Genomic DNA, 18607 nt, shown 5'->3' on the forward strand with positions numbered 1-18607 from the left:
CGATGCACACCCGCGCCCCCCGGGGCTCAGAACGCGACCGACGCTTGCGCGTACAGCGTGCGCGGCTGGCCCACGTACTTGCCGCCGTTGTTGTCGATCGAGCGGTTGTAGTAGCGGCGGTCGAACAGGTTCTTGATGCCGACGGCCAGCTTCAGGTTGCGCATCGACGGGCCGAAGTCGTAGGCCGCGCGCAGGTTCAGGGTGGTGTAGCCCGGGATGTTGCCCAGGCGCCCGGTCGCGTCTTCCTTGTTGACGTACTTCGCGCCGTCGTCAGGCGAGCCTGGCGAACGCTGCTTCGATTGCGCGTAGATGTCGGCATTCAGGGTCCACGGCCCGCGCTCGTAGCGCGCGCCCAGCGACGCCACCTGGCGCGAGTAGAACGGCAGGTCGCGCCCGGCGAAGTTGCCGGCCTTGGAGATGGCCTGCGTGTACGTGTAGGTCCCGGAGACCGACAGGCCCTTCAGCGAGGCGCTCAGATTGGCCAGGTCGTAGCGCAGGGCCGACTCCAGCCCGCGGTGCCGGGTGGCGCCCAGGTCGGTCCATTGGCCCACGTCGCCGGTGATGGAGCGCGCCAGCTGCAGCTCCTTGTCGAAGTTGATGTTGAACAGCGTCAGCTCCCCGCTCCAGGCTTCGCCCTTGTAGTGCGTGCCAATCTCGTAGGTCTTGGCCTTCTCGGGGTGCAGGCTGGTGGTGGACTGCGCGAGCTGGGCGTACTGCTGCGGGCCGAACGACACGCCGGCATTGGCAAACACCGACCAGCGCTCGTTCACGCGGTAGAGCACCGACAGCGTCGGGAGCACTTCGTTGGAATCGATCTTCGGGTAGATCGCGTTGGTGATGCGGCCGTTGGCCACGGTGAACACGTCGTTGTGCGAGCGGAAGGACTCGTAGCGCACACCGGGCGTGACGGTCCAGTTGCCGAAGTCGATCCGGTCGTCGATGTAGAAGGCGTGCGCGACCGTGCCGCCCTTGCTGGTCTGGTAAGGGGCCTGGGTGCGCGTGTAGGCGTTCTCGGTGGGGGACGGCGTGTAGTAGCCGGTGCGCGCCGCCACCTCGGCGGCTTCTTCCCTGAGGTAGCGCACGCCCACGCTCACCTCCTGCACCACGCTGCCCGAGTCGAACAGTCGCGAGTAGCGCGGCTCCACGGCAAAGGTCTTGTAGTTGCGCGGCGCGCTGGTCAGGCGCCGCTTGCCGGCGCTGGCGCCCGTGCCTTCCTGCTCGAGGTAGCTGCTGCGGTACGAGTCCGTGTAGTAGCTCAGCATTTCGAACTTGTTCACGCCGTCGTTGTGCGTGTACTTGACCGAGCCGTCGGTGCGCCGGCCCGTGAACTCGTCGAAGGGGCGGTCCGACTGGAACGGGTTGGCCGCGAACTGCGCGGTAGTCAGGCCGCCGGGCATGCGGCCCGTGCCTTCGAAGTGATGCAGCGTGATGGCGACATCGTCGGTCTTCGAGATCCGGTAGGCGCCCTTGAGCATCAGGTCGTCGATGCTGGTGTGGTCGTTGCCTTGACGAAAGCCGTCACCGTGCGTGCCCGAATAGAGCAGCGCGAGGCCCAGGCCGTTCTCGTTGGTGCCGCCGACGAACAGCGTCGGCGTGGTCTTGGTGCCACCGCCATGGCCGGCGCTTTCCACGCCCACGCTCACTTCACCTGCAAACTGCCTGGGGATAGAGCGCGTCACGAAGTTGATGATGCCGCCCACGTTTTGCGGCCCATAGCGCACCGAACCCGCGCCGCGCACCACGTCGACCGCCTCCAGGTTGCCCAGCGACACCGGCGCCAGCGACAGCTGCGGCTGGCCATAGGGCGCGTACGCCAGCGGCACGCCGTCCAGCAGGATGGTGGAGCGCGGCGACAGCCGTGAGGTGAGGCCGCGCACGCCCACGTTCAGCGAGATGTCGCTGCCGCCGGTGCCGTTGCTCTCCTGCACCTGCACGCCGGGCACCTGGCGCAGCACGTCGCGCACGCTGGCCGAGCCGCTTTCCTGGATCTGCTGGCGCTCGATGATGGTCCGCGCGCCCGGGTGTTCGAGCACCTTGGTCTCGCTGGGGCTGCCGAGCCAGTCGCCGGTGACGGTGATGGCCTCGAGCGATTTCGAAGGCTCCGCCGCGGGCGGCGCCTCGGCGGCAAAGCCTTGCAGGCTCAGGGGCAGCAGCGCCATGGCAACGGCTGTGCGTTTGTGTTTGCGTGTGATCAAGGGATCCCTCCTTCTGGTTTTCTACTGATGAAACTGTGTCGTGCCGTGGCCGCGCGCCGGCGCCACCAGAGCCAGATGCCACTCAGTCCCAGCCCTCCGAGCGCTAGGCCCAGCAATGCGGTGAGCACCTGGTGCGGCAGGCCGCCCAGCGCGCCGGTGTGCAACGGATAGATCACCGCCACCGCGCCGTTGCCGGTGTCCAGGTCCTGCCACTTGCGCGCGGCCAGCACCTCGCCCGTCGCCGGGTTCAGCCACACCGAGCCGATGCCGTTGGGGTGCGGGTCGTCCGGCAGGCGAAAGCGCACACGCACCGGCCGGCCGCTTTGGCCGGGCACCTGGATGTAGCCGATGGGCTGGCCCGGAAAGGCCTGCTGCGCGCGGGCCACGAGCGCGTCCAGCGGCAGGCGCGGGCCGCTTGCGGCGCCCTTTGCGATCACCGGCGGCTTGAGCGGCTGCTGGCCCATGGCCCCGGAGATGAAATTGCCCAGCGGCCGCCACGCCATGTAGGCGCCCGTGGCCACCGACACCGCAAGCAGCAGCCCCAGCACCGCGCCGCCCGTGCTGTGCAGCTCGAACAGCAGGTTGTAGGCGCCCTCGTGCGTGCCGCGCCGGCCTTGCTCCGCACCGGTGGCGGGGTCGAGGTACAGCGTGCCGTCCCACTTGCCGCGCACCAGCACCCACAGCGTGTCGCCGGGTTGGCGCGGCGGGCGCAGCGTGAAGTTGGCGTCGGGGCCGAACTCTGCGGCCAGCCGTTGGCGCAACGGCTCGAGCGGCTGTGCGGCGTCACCCGCCGAGCGGGCGGTGAAAAGGGCCGGATGCGCATGGCGGTCGAGCGGCAACGCGACCACCAGCACGGCGCCGAGCAGCGCCGTGAGGGCGAGGATCGGGCCGAGCGCAAGGCCGATCCAGCGGTGAATCAGGAGCCAGAGGCGTCTGAGGGGCGCGCGCATGACCAACGGGGACGGCGAGTCCCTTGCAAAGTGTTGTTGGCTGGTGCCCTGCGCGGGCGTTGGCTGGAAAGAGTGCAGCAGGCGTCCAAAGCAAAACAGCCGCCCTCAGGCGGCTGTTTTGTTGGTACGCGAGGCCTTAAATTCTACGGGCGAGCTCCGCCGCCTTGCCCACGTAGCTGGCTGGCGTCATGGCCAGAAGGCGGGCTTTTTCCTCATCCGGGATCTCCAAAGAACGAATCAGCCCGTGCAGCGCCTCTGCCGTCACGGTCTTGCCGCGCGTCACTTCCTTCAGCTGCTCGTAGGCGCCCTGCACGCCAAAGCGGCGCATCACGGTCTGGATCGGCTCGGCCAGCACTTCCCACGAGGCGTCGAGGTCGTCGGCCAGGGCTTCTTCGTTCAGTTCGAGCTTGCCCAGGCCGGTGGCCAGGCTCGCATACGCCAGCGTGGCGTAGCCCACGGCCACGCCGATGTTGCGCAGCACCGTGCTGTCGGTCAGGTCGCGCTGCCAGCGGCTGATGGGCAGTTTTTCGCTCAGGTGGCGCAGCACCGCGTTGGCCAGGCCCAGGTTGCCTTCGGCGTTCTCGAAGTCGATCGGGTTGACCTTGTGCGGCATCGTGCTGGAGCCGATTTCGCCCTTCTTCAGGCGCTGCTTGAAGTAGCCCAGGCTCACATAGCCCCAGACGTCGCGCGAGAAGTCGATCAGGATGGTGTTGGCACGGGCCACCGCGTCGAACAGCTCGGCCATGTAGTCGTGCGGCTCGATCTGAATGCTGTACGGCTGAAAGCTCAGGCCCAGGCCCAGCGGCGCGGGCGTCTCCACGACCTTGCGGCTGAAGGCCTCCCAGTCGAAGTCGGGCCAGGCGGCCAGGTGGGCGTTGTAGTTGCCCACCGCGCCGTTCATCTTGCCCAGCAGCTGCACCGCGGCAATCTGCGCACGGGCCTTGGTCAGGCGCACCGCCACGTTGGCGATTTCCTTGCCCACGGTGGTGGGGCTGGCGGTTTGCCCGTGGGTGCGCGCGAGCATCGATACGTCGGCGAACTGGTGCGACATTTCGCGCAGCTTGGCAATCAGGCCGTCGATGGCCGGCAGCATCACCTTTTCGCGCGCGGCCTGAATCTGCAGGGCGTGGCTGGTGTTGTTGATGTCTTCGCTGGTGCAGGCGAAGTGCACGAACTCGGCGGCGGCCAGCAGCTCCGGCCGGGCTTCGAACTTGGACTTGATCCAGTACTCGACCGCCTTCACGTCGTGGTTGGTGGTTTTTTCGATTTCCTTGATGGCCAGCGCATCGGCCTCGGAAAAGTGGGCCACGAGGCCCAGCAGGTACTTGCGCGCGCCGCCCGTGAGGGGCTTGAATTCGGCAAAGCCGCAGTCGGACAGCGCAATGAACCACGCCACCTCGACTTGCACGCGCCGGTGCATATAGCCCTGCTCGCTCATCAGCGGACGCAGCGCCGCGAGTTTGGTCGCATAGCGACCGTCAAGGGGGGAGAGGGCGGAAACGGTGGAAAAGCTCATGCCCGAATTTTAGGCGGCTGGCGGTTCGTGGGGTGCTGCCGACACATGGCACTCTATTTGAGGCCCTGGTTTTCCCGTTCACCTAAAATGACTATTAACAAACGTTTTCACGCTTAGGGAGAGAGCCTTCATGAAACTGATCGGATCCGCCGCCAGCCCTTATGTGCGCAAGGTGCGCGTGGTGCTGGCCGAAAAGCGGCTCGATTACCAGTTTGTCATCGAAGACGTCTGGGCCGCCGAGACCACGATTTCCAGCTCCAACCCCTTGGGGAAGGTGCCTTGCCTGATCATGGAAGGCGGCGAGGCGATGTTCGACTCGCGCGTGATCGTCGAATACCTCGACACCCTGTCGCCGGTCGGCAAGCTGATTCCGCAACAGGGCCGCGAGCGCGCCGAGGTCAAGACCTGGGAGGCGCTGGCGGACGGCGTCATGGACGCCGGCGTGCTCTGGCGCCTGGAAGCCACCTGGAGCGGGCGCAACGACGGCGAGCGCAGCGCCGCCTGGATCGAGCGCCAGCGCGCCAAGGTGGAGGGCGGCATTGCCGCCATGGCCAAGGGCCTGGCCGACAAGCCTTTCTGCAGCGGCATTCACTTGAGCCTGTCGGACATTGCGGTGGGCTGCACGCTGGGCTGGCTGAACCTGCGCTTCCCCGAGATCGACTGGCGCGCCGACCACGCCAACCTGGGCAAGCTGTACGACAAGCTCATGCTGCGGCCCAGCTTCGTCGACACGCAACCCTGAACCAAGGCGCCTCCGGCGCCTTTTTCTTTGGCGCCTTTTTTTCTACAGCCCCGTGAGGCGCGCCACCGCCGGAAAGTACAGCCGGTACGGCAGCAGCCGCATCAGCTTCATCCAGAAGGTGAAGCGGCGCGGAAAGTGAATCTCGAAATGGCCCCGGCGCCAGCCGTCGAGCATCGCCTCGGCTGCCGCGGCGGGCGTCATCAGCGCGGGCATCTTGAAGTCGTTCTTGGCGGTGAGCGGCGTGTCGACGAAGCCCGGCTGCACCAGGCTCACGCCGATGCCGCGCGCATGCAGGTCGACGTACAGCACCTCGGCCAGGTTGGTGAGCGCCGCCTTGGTCGGGCCGTAGGCCAGGCTTTTGGGCAGGCCGCGAAACGCCGCCACGCTGCCCGTGATGGCGATGTGCCCCGCGCCCAGCGCCACGAAGTGCGGCAGCACCACCGCCAGCACATTGAGCGCACCGACGTAGTTGACCTGCTGGTGCGCCAGCATGGTGTCCAGCGCGAAGGCGTCCGCGCGCAGGGCGTCGTAGGTGGCGGCGTTGTGCAGCACGAAATCGATGCCGCCCGTGGCCGCGAGCAGGTGCGCATGCGCGTCGGCCACCGCCGTGGCGTCGCGCACGTCCAGCGGCAGCACGATCACGCGCGGTGGCTGGCCGGGCTCGTTGTGCAGCGCCGCCAGCGCCTCGAGCGCCTCGCCGTTGCGCGCCGACACCGCCACCCGCGCGCCACGTGCCAGCAGCGCCAGCACCGTCGCGCGGCCGATGCCCGAGGACGCGCCGACGACCCACGCCGTCTTGCCCTGCCAGTCGGTCAGCGGCGGATTGAGTGGCTTCAAGGGGAGACTTTCGGGAGCGGAGACGACGTAAGAGAGGGCGCCGGCCGAATCACCAGCGCCCACAGCGCCAGCCCCGCCGCCACCTTGAGCACGCACGGCAGCAGGCAGTAGGCGAGCGACAGCGCCTGCAGCGCCCCGGGTTCGCGCGCGCCCGGCACATAGCCGGCCAGCCCGAGCAGCGGCAGCGCCAGGCCCGCGGCCAGCGCCAGGTTGAGCTTGGTCGCAAAGTTCCACCAGCCGAAGTAGGCGCCGGCGTTCGGCTGGTCGCCGGCCTCGGCGATGAGGCCGGCCAGCAGGGCGCCCGGCAGCACCAGGTCGGAACCGATGGCAAAGCCCGAGAGCGCGCACACCACCAGAAACGGCAGCGCGTCCCCCGCGCCCATGGCGCCGGCCCAGGCGAACACCGCCACCGACATGCACATGCCGCCCAGCCAGGAGCGCGCCAACCCGAAGCGGCGCACGATGCGCAGCCACGCCGGAATCGACGCCGCGGCCATCACGAAGTACAGCCCCAGAAACGCCGGCTCCAGCGCGGCCGGCGCCTGCAGCCGGTCTTGCACGAAGAACAGCACCAGCGTGGCGGGCACCGCGCTGGCAATGCCGTTGAGCACGAACACGGTCAGCAGCCGTCTAAACGCGGGGCTGCGCAGCGGCAGGCGCAGGTCGACGCTGGCATGCGGCAGGTCGCCTCGCACCGGGCGCGGCGCCTGCGTCCACAGCCACCAGCCGACGACCAGCAACACGCCGAACAGCGCCACCATCGCGGGAAAGCCCGCCACGGTCGGCACCACCGAGGCCAGCACCACGCCCACCAGCCCCATGCCTTCGCGCCAGCCGACGATGCGCCCGCGCTGCAGCGCGTCGCCGCCCAGCATCGCGCCCCAAGACTGGTGCGCGATGCTCAGCATGCTGTAGCCCGCATAGGTCAGCGCCAGCAGCACGGCCGCCACCGCCAGCAGCGCGCCGTGGCGGGCAGGGTCGACCAGCAGTTGCGGAAAGAACAGCAGCCCGAAGCCCAGCAGCAGCACGCCCGAGGCGAAGGCGCCGCAGCCCAGCACGGCCTTGGCCGAGCGCGCATGCAGCCGGTCGCTCAGGCGCCCGAGCAGCGGATCGACCAGCGCGTCGAGCAGCCGCGCGCCCAGCAGCACCGCGCCCAGCATGGCCAGCGGCACGCCGAAGGCGCGCGCGTAGTGGTTGGGCAGCAGCACATACAGCGGCAGCGCGACGAACGCGAGCGGCAGTCCGAGCAGCCCGTAGCGCAGGCCGTCGAGGGTTCCGAAAGTGGGGGGCACGAAGCGCGTTTCTAGCGCTTGCGCAGCGTGTACTGCACCACGTCGATGTTGGCCTGCGAGAACGCGGCCTCGCAGTACGCCAGGTAGAACTCCCAGATGCGCATGAAGCGCTCGTCGAAGCCCAGCTGCAGGATGTGGGCACGCTGCGCCAGGAAGCTTTCGCGCCAGCGGCGCAGTGTCTCGGCGTAGTCGGCGCCAAAGGCAAATTCGTCCACCACGTCCAGCCCGGCGGCCTCGGCCTCGCGGCGGAACTCGCGCGGGCAGGGCAGGCAGCCGCCCGGAAAGATGTACTGCTGAATGAAGTCGGTGGAGTCGATGTAGCGGTCGAACAGCTCGTCGTCGATCACGATGCTCTGCACGCAGGCGTGGCCGCCCGGCTTGAGCAGCCGGCTCACGGCCTGGAAGTAGGTCGGCCAGTAGGCGCGGCCCACGGCCTCCACCATTTCCACGGAGCACACGGCGTCGAAGGGCGCGTCGGTGATGTCACGGTAGTCCTGCAGGCGCAGGTCGGTGCCCATGCCGGCGGTGCGGTGCTGGGCAAAGGCCAGTTGCTCGGTGGACAGCGTGACGCCGGTCACGGCTGCGCCGAAGTCGGTGGCGGCCATTTCGGCCAGCGCGCCCCAGCCGCAGCCGATCTCCAGCACGCGGTCACCGGGCTTGACGCCCGCCAGTGTGAGCGCGCGGCGCACCTTGGCGCGCTGCGCCACGGGCATCGGCTTGGTCAGGTCGCCCTCGAACCAGGCCGACGAGTAGTTCATCGTCTCGTCGAGCCAGAGCTTGTAGAACGCATTGCCCAGGTCGTAGTGCGCATGGATGTTGCGCGAGCTGCCGGCCTTGCTGTTGCGGTTCATGATGTGCCGCACCCGGTACACGAGCCGCCCGAACCAGCTGCCGTACACCACGTCTTCCATGGCGCGGCGGTTGGCAATGAACACCTTGATCAGCTCGGTGAGGTTGGGCGTGGTCCAGTCGCCGGCGATGTAGCTTTCGGCAAAGCCGATGTCGCCCGACTTGAGCGCCGCATGGCACACGTTCCAGTTGCGCAGCGTGAGCGAGGCCGTGGGCCCGCTGCCCGGCGTGGCGCCGAAGTGGCGCACCGAGTCGTCCGGCAGGCGCACGGTGAGCGAGCCGTAGGCCAGCTTCTGCAGCAGGCCCAGCACGGTGCGCGCGGCACCGGGTGCGTCCTGTGGAAGCGAAAAGCGGGAGGCCGTGGTGGTGGAAGTCATGGAGAAATACCTTCGTGCGTCGCACTTATGGTGCGAGCTTGCTCGGGGCGGCCTGGCGCTGCGCGCGTGGCTTGGCCTGCTGCTGTTGCTGCTGCTGCGGGGGGTTGTCGCGTGAAACGAAATGGGCGGGCGCGGCCGGCTTGGGCACAAACGGCACGCGCTTGAGCCAGAGCCTGGCGGCCTGCCAGTGGATGCGTGCGATGAGCCCGAAGGTCATTGCGGGGTAGCGCCACAGCGCGCGCCGCACGCTGGCCGCGTTCAGCGTGACGAGGTCGCCGCTCACGCTGGTCTGCAGCAGCGGGCCGTCGTCGTCGTCGTGGTCGATGCGCACCACGGTGCGCGTGAGGTCGGCGTCCACGAAGAAGCGAAAGCGGTAGCTGCCGCTGACGTGGCAGAACGGCGAGACATGAAAGGCCTTGGCCGCCTTCAGCTCCGAGCCGTACACCGGCCGCTCGAGCAGGTAGCAGTGGCGCTCGCCGAAGGTGTTGTTCACCTCGACCACGATGGCGCGCAGCACGCCTGCAGGGGTGTGGCAGTACCAGAAGCTCACCGGCTTGAAGGTGTAGCCGAACACGCGCGGGTAGCAGTGCAGCCAGGCCTCGCCGGTGGCGTCGTGAATGTGGTGTGCGGCCAGCAGTTCGTCGAGCCAGCCCAGCGCGCCGCCTTGCGCGGGCGTGCGGCCGTCGCCGTGGTCCACGTCGTGGAAGGAGAGCGCAGCACGGCGGTTGACCGCGAGCGTGCCTGTCTGGGCCTGGGCTTGGGCCTGAACCTGTGGCGAGCGCAGCGCGCGCATCGGCAGCATCAGAAAGTAGGTCGGGTAGGCGAAGGCGTTGCGCGCCGGGCGCAAGCGCGTATGGCGCACCTCGCCGAAGCCCATCAGCGGGATCGGCGTGGGCTGCGCATGGCTCATACCAGCGCGCTCCCCAGGGCATCGACCGGTGCGTTCTGGCCGGCCAGGCGCTCGCGCAGGCCGTGGGCGGCGGCCAGGCCGGCCTTCAGGCCGTCTTCGTGGAAGCCGTAGCCCATCCAGGCGCCCGCGAACCAGGTGTTGCGCTGGCCTTGCAGGGCGGGCACGTCGGCTTGCGCGCGGATGGCGGCAAGGTCGAGCACCGGGTGGTCATAGTCGTATTCGGCCATGACCTGACTACGCTGGATTTCGCGCACCGGATTCAACGAAACGACGACCGGTTGCTCCCACGGCAGCGGCTGCAGCTTGTTCAGCAGGTAGTGCAGGCAGACCCGCCCCGATTCGCGCTCGCCGGCGGCCGCGCGCTCGTAGTTCCAGGCGGCCCAGGCCGAGCGACGCCGCGGCAGCACGGCGGCGTCGGTGTGCAGCACGGCGTGGTTGGCCTGGTAGCGGATGGCGCCCAGCACGGCGGCCTCCGCCGGACTGGCGTCGCCCAGCATGGCGAGCGACTGGTCGGAGTGGGTGGCCAGAACCACATGGTCGAAATGCTCGGTGCCGGCGTCGGTGGTCACGAGCACGTCGACGCCCGAGCGGCTGATGTGGCGCACCGGGGTGTTCAGGCGCGTGTCGGACAGGCCGGCCACGATCTTCTGCACGTAGTGGCGCGAGCCGCCGCGCACGGTGCGCCATGGCGGCCGATTGGCAATCTGGATCAGGCCGTGGTTGTGGCAGAAGCGGATCATGGTGGCGACCGGGAACGCCAGCATCTGCGTGGTCGAGCAGCTCCAGATGCAGCCCATCATGGGCAGGAAGTACCAGTCCTTGAAGGCCGCGCCGAAGCGGTGGGCTTCGAGGAACTCGCCCAGCGGCTGGGCCAGTTCGCCTTCTGTGCCGGCCTCGGCGATGCGCGTGGTGAGGCGGTTGAAGCGCAGCAGGTCGCTCAGCATGCCGAGGAAGCGGCCATCCAGCAGGTTGCGCCGTTGCGCGAAGACGGTGCTCAGGTTGTTGCCGCTCCATTCGAGCGGGCCGCCGCCGTCGCGCGTGACTTGCACGGAGAACGACATCTCGGAAAGCGCCGTTTCCACGCCGAGGTCGGAGAACAGTCGAATCAGGTTCGGGTAGGTGCGGTCGTTGTAGACCAGAAAGCCGGTGTCCACGCCATGGGCGACGCGGGTGGGGTCTGAAGCGGAGCGCGCGAGTTCGATGGTTGCCGTGTGGGCGTGGCCACCGAAGTAGTCGGCGGCTTCGAACAGCGTGACGGCGGCCACGTCGCGCAAGGTGTGCGCAGCCGCCAGGCCCGAGATGCCGGCGCCTATGACGGCGATGCGGGGGGGGCGTATCACTGCATACCGCCCGACCGGTTGGAAGACAAAAATGCTGCGAGGCGCCCCGACGCGAAGGAGGGAGGGAGGGAGGAGGAGAAGAATCGCCTCGGGATTTCAACCGAACGGCAGGCGCCCGGAAGACCTCGCAACATGAAAACCTGTGGGCATTCGCTGCCCACACGGGTTAGGAGCGCGGCATCCGAGACACGGTTCCCGCGCGTTTGGTAAACGTTTGTTTCTACGGATTCACAATGGCTTGGACGCATCGGTAAATAATATTACCGATCCGTCTTTTTGTGAACTGGTCAGTCTCAATTTGGTCCGAGTTGCTTCTCGATGATGTTCAAGAAGCCGTTTTCATCGGGTGCCGTCATGCTCGACCACGCCTGCACCACCTTGCCGTCGCGCCCGATCAGGTACTTGTAGAAGTTCCATTTGGGCGTGGTGCCCGAGGCTTGGGCGAGCTGCTTGAACAGCGGGTTGGCGTCGGTGCCGCGCACCGACGATTTGGCGAACATCGGGAATTTCACGCCGAAGGTGCTTTCGCAGAAGTCGGCAATGTCCTTGTTGGAGCCCGATTCCTGCGAGAAGTCGTTCGACGGAAAGCCCAGCACCACCAGCCCGCGCGAGCGGTATTTCAGGTCCAGCGCCTCCAGCCCCTTGTACTGCGGCGTGAAACCGCAGAAGCTGGCTGTGTTCACCACCAGCACCACCTTGCCGGAGTACTGGCACAAGGCCTGGGGTTTTTCGTCCTGCAGTCGCGGGAAGGTGTGTTGCAGGATGGCGGGGCATCCGGCGGCTTGCGCCGAGGCTGGCGCGGCGGCTGTGGGAGGGGTGCCCTGGGCACTGGCCGGGAGGGCGGAAAACAGGCTCGCCACGAGGGAAATCGCGGGCAGGCACCGCACCAGCGTCGACAATCGGGAGAGGGTTCGCATGGCGGGCTCCAGGTTCAAAAGGGGGGATGTGCATCCGTGCCGTGAAGGCGTACGTATTCACATCATCGCGCTTCTGTCATGGTCGCGCCAAACGTGCCGACTAAAATCGACGGCCATAGAAAGACATTGATGCTCTATCCGGAACTCTTCAGACAACTCGAATCCGTCCGCTGGGACATGGAAAAAGACATTCCCTGGCAGTCGTTCGACGCTTCCTTGCTGACGGATGAGCAGGCGCAAACCATCAAGATGAACGCCATCACCGAGTGGGCGGCATTGCCGGCCACCGAGATGTTTCTGCGCGACAACCGCCACGACAGCGATTTTTCCGCCTTCATGTCGATCTGGTTCTTCGAGGAACAGAAGCACTCGCTGGTGCTCATGGAGTACCTGAAGCGCTTCAGCCCCAAGCACGCGCCCACCGAGGCCGAGCTGCACGAGGTGCGCTTCGACTTCGACCCGGCCCCGCCGCTGGAAACCCTCATGCTGCATTTCTGCGGCGAGATCCGCCTCAACCACTGGTACCGCCGTGCCGCCCAGTGGCACACCGAGCCGGTCATCAAGCACATCTACACCACGCTGAGCCAGGACGAGGCCCGCCACGGCGGCGCCTACCTGCGCTACATGAAGCGCGCCATGGAAAAGTTCGGCGACGAAGCACGTGCGGCCTTCACCAAGGTCGGCGTGCTGATGGCCAGCGCGCGGCGCACCGCCCAGGCGCTGCACCCGACCAACCTGCACGTCAACAAGGCGCTGTTCCCCAACGACACCATCCAGAGCCGCATGCCCGACCCGGACTGGCTGGAGCACTGGCTGGACAAGCAGATCAAGTTCGACGCCGTCTGGGAAACCAAGGTGGGCGAGCGCATCCTGCACAACCTGAGCCTGCTGATGGACCGCAGCTTCAAGACCGTGCAGGAGCTCAACCGCTACCGCAAGGAAGTCGCGGCCACGCTCGGCCCCAAGCCCGAGTACCAGGGCGCATAAGCACAAGCAAGCCCGAACCAGCAAGGCCGACACAAGCCACTAAGAAACGCCCCGCACCCCGGGGCGTTTTTTTTGCGGCCCCTGTCACACACCGCAACCGCCGAACGTCTGGCTTGCATGGACGACGCCACCCTCATCTTCAACCGCCATCGCCCGCGCCTGCAGGGCATCGCCTACCGCATGCTTGGCGCCATGGCCGAGGCGGAAGAGGTGGTGCAGGACGCCTGGCTGCGCTGGCACGAGGCTGAAACGCACAGCCTCGCCAGCGCCGAGGCCTGGCTCGTGACCGTCGTCACGCGCCTGTCGATCGACCGGCTGCGCGCCGCCAAGGTCCAGCGCGCGCATTACATCGGCGCCTGGATGCCCGAGCCCACGCTCACCGGCACGCCCAATGCCCTGTATGCCCCGGATTCGCCGCCCACGCCCGAACAGCTGCTGGAGCGCGCCGACAACATCTCCGTGGCCTTTCTCGCCGTGCTGGAGCGTCTTGCGCCCGAGGCCCGTGCGGCTTTTTTGCTGCGCGAGGTGTTCGACGCCGACTACGCGGACGTGGCGCTCACCCTTGGCAAGAGCGAGGCCGCCTGCCGCCAGCTGGTGCACCGCGCCAAGGCCCAGGTGCAGGAAGGGCGCCCGCGCTTCAGCGTGTCGCGCGAGACCCACCAGCGGCTGCTGCGCGCCTTTGCCGATGCCGCCGGTCGCGGCAGCCTGCAGGACCTGAAGGCGCTGATGGCGGAGGACGCGGAGCTCATCGGCGATGGCGGCGGCAAGGTGCAGGCCTTCAGCAAGGCGCTGTGCGGCAGCCAGCGCCTGGCACAGCTGTACTACGCGCTATGGCGCCGCATGGGGTCGGCGGTGCGCATGGACATCGTGGACATCAACGGCGAGCCGGGCATGCTGCGCTTTGTCGACGGCAAGCTCGAATCGGCCCAGACCTTCGAGATTGAAAACGACCGCATCGTGCGCATCCGCGCGCAGCGCAACCCGGACAAGCTCGCGCGCATCGCGCAGCTTCTTTCTTCGAAATAATTCGAGGCAATTCAATATATTGCGCGGCAAATTCGCGCGGCGTGTCACAGCGCCCCGTGGTCGCCCGTCTTCAGTGGGTAAGCAGCTTTCATTGCAACCCACTGGAGAAACCCATGACCACCACCGCACGCCTGAACTGGTTCAAGCTCGCCCCGAAGTCCTTCGAGGCGCTGCTGGCCCTGAACACCACCCTGGAGCCGAGCACGCTCGGCAAGGTGCTGATCGACTGTGTCTTTGCCCGCGTCTCGCAGATCAACGGCTGCGCCTACTGCCTGGACATGCACGTGCGCGACCTGCGCGCGCAGGGTGAAGACTGGCAGCGCATCAACAGCCTTTCTACCTGGCGCGAAGTAGGCTTCTTCAGCGAGCGCGAACGCGCCGCGCTGGCCTGGGCCGAATCGCTCACGCGCCTGGCCGACCGCCACGATGAACGCGATGCGGAATTTGCCGCGCTGAAGGCCAACTTCAGTGACGTGGAAATCGCCGAGTTGTCGGTGGCCGTTGCGCAGATCAACGCCTGGAACCGGTTGAACGTCGGCATGCGGCTGCCAGTGCCGCTCAAGCCGCTGGCCTGAAGTCCAACCGTGGCGTGATACCTACTTGCGCTCCACCACCATCGGCGAAATGCGCAGGCTGTCGCGCAACTGCGCGAGCGCTTCGCCGGCCGCAGTGCGCGACGCAAAGGGCCCGGCCTGCAGCCGGTGCGTGCCGGCCTCGCTGAACACGCGCAGTTGCGGTGCCAGCGAGGGCAGGCCGCGCGCGGCCTGGCTCTGCAGGGTCTGGGCGCCATCGATCTCCCTGAAGGCACCCAGTTGCACCCAAAAGCCTTGCAAGGCGGTGGACGGCGCGGGCGCGCCTGGTGGCAACGGTGGTGGCGAGGAAGGCGCGGCTTCCAGCGGCGCGAGCTCGTTCACCACGATGGCCTGGCGGGACGGCGCGAAAGACGGGGCTGCAGAGGGCGCATAGGACGGGGATGCAGACGGCGCAACGGAGGGCGGCCACTGCGCCGACTCCGGTCTCGTGTCCTGCGGCATGGCCGTCGTCATCGGCGTCTGCGGTGCGACCGGCAGCGTGGAGGCCGGTGGCGGCAAGTCGTTGTAGGTCGCCGCCACGGGCGACACCCATTGGGCCGGCACCTGTACGGGGGCTTGCCCCTGGGCCTGCTGCGCGCTCGCCACGCGGGTGGGCGGCATGCGCACGGGAACGGCCAAGGGGGCCGCCGCGGGTGCGCCGGCATACACCGGGTCCCCTTCGCGACGCCATGCGCCGGAGCGGATGTCTTCGTTCGTGATCCGCTCGATTTCCACCGGCGCCACGCCGCGCAGCAGGTCGAGCTTCAGCGCGGCCGTGTAGCTCAGGTCGATGACGCGCCCGTCCACGAAGGGGCCGCGGTCGTTCACCCGCACGATCACCTCGCGCCCGTTGGCCGGGTTGCGCACGCGCACATAGCTGGGCAAGGGCAGCGTCTTGTGCGCGGCCGTCATGGCGTACATGTCGTAGGGCTCGCCGCTGGAGGTCGAGGCCGCATGGAACTTGCTGCCGTACCAGGAGGCCAGGCCCGACTCTCGAAACGGCCTGTCGTCGGTAAGGGGCGCATAGCCGCGGCCCTGCACCGCATACGGCTTGCTGGTGCCGCCGCTGGTGCGGATGGGTTCGACGCGGGGCTCGGCGTCTCGCACGCTGGCCAGGTCGGGCGGAATGTTGCTGCCGGGGCCGTCGCGGCCATCACGGTTATTGGCTGCGCCACCGCCGCGCGGACCGCTCGCGCAGCCCGCGAGAACGGCGGCCACGGCCACCGCGCAGGCCGCCAGCGCGGTGGTTCTGGAAAAGCGGGCGCCGTCAGCCAAACACGGCCTTCCACAGGGCCAGCATGGCCTCGCGCTCGGCGGCCAGCGCGGGCGGCGTGACCTGCGTCGGTTCTTCGTTCAGGCGCGCGCGGTGCTGCACACGGCGCAGCTCGCGGTAGGCACGCGCCGCGCTGCGGCCCACGCCCTCGGGCAGCATGCCGGCGAGTTCGGCGCGCAGCAGCAGCGCGATGTTGCCCACGTTGGGCAGCAGCTCGGGGTGCTCGCCCGACGACGACAGCACCAAGAACTGCACCGCGAACTCGGCATCGACCATGCCGCCGGGGCTGTGCTTCACGTCGAAGCGGTCGGCCTTCACTGGCCGCGCGCCGCGCAGCTTGTCGCGCATGCCGATGATCTCGGCCTTCAGCGCCTCGCGGTTGCGCGGGGCCACCAGCACGGCCTCGCGCACCTGGTCGAAGCGCGCGCCCAGTTCGGCGCCATGGTCCTCGCTGCCCAGCACGAAGCGCGCGCGCGTCATGGCCTGGTGTTCCCAGGTCCATGCGGTGTTGCTGCCGCGGCCGAGCTGGTATTTTTCGTAAGCCTGGAAGCTGGTGGTCAGCAGGCCCGAGTTGCCGTTGGGCCGCAGGGCGGTGTCGATCTCGAACAGGTCGCCCTCGCGCGTCTTCACGGTCAGCCAGTTGATCAGCTTGCGCACATAGGCTGCATAGACCTCGCCGGCACGCTCGTCGTCGTCGTCGTAGACGAACACGATGTCCAGGTCGCTGCCGTAGCCCAGCTCTTTGCCGCCCAGCTTGCCGTAGCCGATGATCGCGAACTGCGGCACCTCGCGGTGCCGGTTGCGCACATGCGGCCAGCACCAGCGGGCGGTCACGCGCAGCGTGGTGTCGGCCAGCTCGCTCAGGTCGTCGGCCACCTGCTCCACGGTGATTCGGCCGTCCACGTCGCGTGCCAGCGTGCGGAACACCTCGGCATGGTGCGCGTGGCGCAGCAGGTTCAGCAGGCGCTCCTCGTCGGCCTCGCCGGTGCGGGTGAGCGAGGCGTGGCGCGCCTCCAGCTCGCGCTCGAACTCGGCGGCCACGAAGCGGCCCGACAGCATTTCGTCGCTCGCCAGCTCGTCGATCACGCCCGGGTGCTGCATGAGGTAGCGCGCCGGCCACTTGGCCGAGCCCAGCAGGCGCAGCAGGCGCTCCTGCACGGCGGGGCGTTCGACCAGCAGGGCCAGGTAGCTCTCGCGGCGCATCAGCGGCTCGATCCAGTCGGCCCAGCGCAGCGCGGCGTCGACGTGGCGCGGCGTCTGTCCTTCGCCGTCGCCGTCGGGCTCCTTCAGCCAGAGGCCGGTGCGCTGCACCAGCTGGCGCAGGCGCGCGCGGGTGTCCTCGCGCAGGGCCAGCACGCGCGGCTGATCGCACCAGTCGCGGATGCGCTCGGCAAAGGCGCTCGGCAGGTCGTCCAGCAGGTCGGCCAGCTCGGCGGGCGCGGCGGCCTTCTTGCCGCTGCACTTGCCGCTGCAGGGCTTGTCGCCGCCCAGCAGCTTGTCGAACTCCTGCGCGACAAGTTCGCGGTGCGTGTCCAGCTGCGCCAGGAACGGGCAGCAGTCGACATAGCCCAGGGTCTGGGCAATCCAGCGCAGGTCGTCGTCGGCCACCGGCAGCACATGGGTCTGCTGGTCGTCCAGGTACTGAATGCGGTGCTCCACGCGGCGCAGAAACTCATAGGCCGAGGCCAGCGCGTCGGCAGTTTCTTGCGGCATGAGGTTGGCGCGCGCCAGGCGCTGCAGCGCGTCGAGCGTGGGCCGCGTGCGCAGCTCGGGGAACTGGCCGCCGCGCACCACCTGCAGCAGCTGCACGGTGAACTCGATCTCGCGGATGCCGCCGCGCGACAGCTTCACGTCGTTGGCGCGCTCGGGGCGGCCCGCGCTGCGGCGCGCCGACTGCTCTCGAATCTGCCGGTGCAGCACGCGCAGCGCGTCGAACACGCTGTAGTCCAGATAGCGGCGGAACACGAAGGGCAGCACCGCGCCGCGCAGGCCCTGGGCCTGGCCCGCGAGCACCACGTCGCGCGGCGCCACCACGCGGCTCTTCATCCAGGCAAAGCGCTCCCATTCGCGGCCCTGCACCTGAAAATATTCTTCCAGCGCATCGAGCGAAACCACGCTGGGCCCCGAGTTGCCGTTGGGCCGCAGCGCCAGGTCGACGCGAAACACAAAGCCGTGCTCGGTGGTGTCGCCCACCAGCGCATAGATGCGCTTCACGGCCCGCGCAAAGTATTCCTGGTTCGACAGCTTGCCGCGGCCGTCGGCGTCGCCCTGCGTGTCGCCGTCCACGTCGTAGAGGTAGATCAGGTCGATGTCGCTCGACACATTCAGCTCGCGCGCGCCGAGCTTGCCCATGCCCACGATCCACAGCTGCGCGCGCTGGCCTTCGGGGCCAATCGGCGCGCCGTGCACCGTGTCGAGCTCGTGGCAGGCGTCCTGGCAGGCGATGTCCAGGGCCAGTTCGGCCAGCTCGGTGACCGCGGTGGTCACCACCTCAAGCGGCGCCTGCGCGTCGCAATCGAGGGTGACAAGCCGCTCCATCACGAGCTGCCGCACAATTCGCAGTGCATCGCCCACGCTGTCCCCACGTTGGCGCAATGCCTCGTAGGCCACAGTCATCGAATCGCGCCGCGGCGCGCCAGGGGGAAGCAATGAAAGCTCGGCCGCATACCTGCGACGCAGGCGCTGCACGAAGCGTGAGTAGGAAGAAAGCGCGGTCTGCGCGACTTGCGTTGGAATGGCTGGCAACTGGTTCACACTGATGCTGGTTTCCGTGGAACCCCTCTGAATGCTGGCGGTCATAATTCCTGACACAGCGCGATCCTCA

The 18607-nt window shown here is 68.0% G+C and carries 15 protein-coding genes; 4 read left to right on the plus strand and 11 right to left on the minus strand.

Features of this window, described 5'->3' with window-relative positions:
* Positions 1 to 26: 26 nt before the first annotated feature.
* The 3 genes from VLK31_RS13535 to purB all read right to left on the minus strand — a co-directional run bounded on the left by VLK31_RS13535 (position 27) and on the right by purB (position 4661).
* A complete protein-coding gene (locus VLK31_RS13535) occupies positions 27 to 2159 on the minus strand; it encodes a TonB-dependent receptor family protein (protein WP_409169248.1) in 2133 nt (710 codons plus the stop codon).
* A gap of 32 nt (positions 2160 to 2191) precedes the next feature.
* Positions 2192 to 3145 (minus strand): PepSY-associated TM helix domain-containing protein, encoded by a 954-nt coding sequence (locus VLK31_RS13540; RefSeq protein WP_409168925.1) that lies wholly within the window; start codon positions 3143 to 3145, stop codon positions 2192 to 2194.
* 136 nt (positions 3146 to 3281) lie between these two features.
* A complete protein-coding gene (gene purB / locus VLK31_RS13545; protein WP_409168926.1) occupies positions 3282 to 4661 on the minus strand; it encodes an adenylosuccinate lyase in 1380 nt (459 codons plus the stop codon).
* 130 nt (positions 4662 to 4791) lie between these two features.
* Here purB and VLK31_RS13550 point away from each other — a divergent pair, with 130 nt between their 5' ends.
* Positions 4792 to 5403: a glutathione S-transferase N-terminal domain-containing protein gene (locus tag VLK31_RS13550; protein ID WP_409168927.1), complete on the plus strand. Its 612-nt coding sequence runs from the start codon at positions 4792 to 4794 to the stop codon at positions 5401 to 5403.
* A 42-nt stretch (positions 5404 to 5445) separates the two neighbouring features.
* Here VLK31_RS13550 and VLK31_RS13555 read toward each other — a convergent pair whose 3' ends face one another.
* The 6 genes from VLK31_RS13555 to VLK31_RS13580 all read right to left on the minus strand — a co-directional run bounded on the left by VLK31_RS13555 (position 5446) and on the right by VLK31_RS13580 (position 11925).
* Positions 5446 to 6240, minus strand: coding sequence for an SDR family NAD(P)-dependent oxidoreductase (locus VLK31_RS13555; protein ID WP_409168928.1), 795 nt, complete (start codon positions 6238 to 6240; stop codon positions 5446 to 5448).
* Entirely contained in the window at positions 6237 to 7532 is a 1296-nt protein-coding gene (locus VLK31_RS13560; RefSeq protein ID WP_409168929.1) for an MFS transporter, read from the minus strand. Before VLK31_RS13560 ends, VLK31_RS13555 begins: the two co-directional genes overlap by 4 nt.
* Positions 7533 to 7543: 11 nt before the next feature.
* Positions 7544 to 8758, minus strand: a complete 1215-nt coding sequence (locus tag VLK31_RS13565) for a class I SAM-dependent methyltransferase (RefSeq protein ID WP_409168930.1) — start codon at positions 8756 to 8758, stop codon at positions 7544 to 7546.
* Between the two features lie 25 nt (positions 8759 to 8783).
* A complete protein-coding gene (locus VLK31_RS13570) occupies positions 8784 to 9668 on the minus strand; it encodes a DUF1365 domain-containing protein (protein WP_409168931.1) in 885 nt (294 codons plus the stop codon).
* The gene (locus VLK31_RS13575) at positions 9665 to 11008 is read right to left on the minus strand and encodes an NAD(P)/FAD-dependent oxidoreductase (protein WP_409168932.1); all 1344 of its coding nucleotides are present in this window, start codon (positions 11006 to 11008) and stop codon (positions 9665 to 9667) included. The genes VLK31_RS13570 and VLK31_RS13575 overlap by 4 nt, the downstream gene beginning before the upstream one ends.
* 293 nt (positions 11009 to 11301) lie before the next feature.
* A complete protein-coding gene (locus tag VLK31_RS13580) occupies positions 11302 to 11925 on the minus strand; it encodes a glutathione peroxidase (RefSeq protein ID WP_409168933.1) in 624 nt (207 codons plus the stop codon).
* Between the two features lie 129 nt (positions 11926 to 12054).
* Between VLK31_RS13580 and VLK31_RS13585 the strand changes: the two genes are divergently transcribed.
* From VLK31_RS13585 to VLK31_RS13595, 3 genes are all read left to right on the plus strand, one after another.
* On the plus strand, positions 12055 to 12912 hold the full coding sequence (locus VLK31_RS13585; RefSeq protein WP_409168934.1) for a ferritin-like domain-containing protein: 858 nt from the start codon (positions 12055 to 12057) through the stop codon (positions 12910 to 12912).
* Between the two features lie 117 nt (positions 12913 to 13029).
* The gene (locus VLK31_RS13590) at positions 13030 to 13938 is read left to right on the plus strand and encodes an RNA polymerase sigma-70 factor (protein ID WP_409168935.1); all 909 of its coding nucleotides are present in this window, start codon (positions 13030 to 13032) and stop codon (positions 13936 to 13938) included.
* A gap of 113 nt (positions 13939 to 14051) precedes the next feature.
* Entirely contained in the window at positions 14052 to 14513 is a 462-nt protein-coding gene (locus VLK31_RS13595; RefSeq protein WP_409168936.1) for a carboxymuconolactone decarboxylase family protein, read from the plus strand.
* Between the two features lie 21 nt (positions 14514 to 14534).
* Here VLK31_RS13595 and VLK31_RS13600 read toward each other — a convergent pair whose 3' ends face one another.
* Together VLK31_RS13600 and glnE are read right to left on the minus strand one after the other, a co-directional pair.
* On the minus strand, positions 14535 to 15785 hold the full coding sequence (locus tag VLK31_RS13600) for a septal ring lytic transglycosylase RlpA family protein (RefSeq protein ID WP_409168937.1): 1251 nt from the start codon (positions 15783 to 15785) through the stop codon (positions 14535 to 14537).
* Positions 15778 to 18582 (minus strand): bifunctional [glutamate--ammonia ligase]-adenylyl-L-tyrosine phosphorylase/[glutamate--ammonia-ligase] adenylyltransferase, encoded by a 2805-nt coding sequence (gene glnE, locus VLK31_RS13605; RefSeq protein ID WP_409168938.1) that lies wholly within the window; start codon positions 18580 to 18582, stop codon positions 15778 to 15780. Before glnE ends, VLK31_RS13600 begins: the two co-directional genes overlap by 8 nt.
* Positions 18583 to 18607 lie beyond the last annotated feature (25 nt).

Origin of the sequence: Variovorax sp. H27-G14, from assembly GCF_046156345.1 — a bacterium.
Taxonomy (GTDB): Bacteria; Pseudomonadota; Gammaproteobacteria; order Burkholderiales; family Burkholderiaceae_C; genus Variovorax.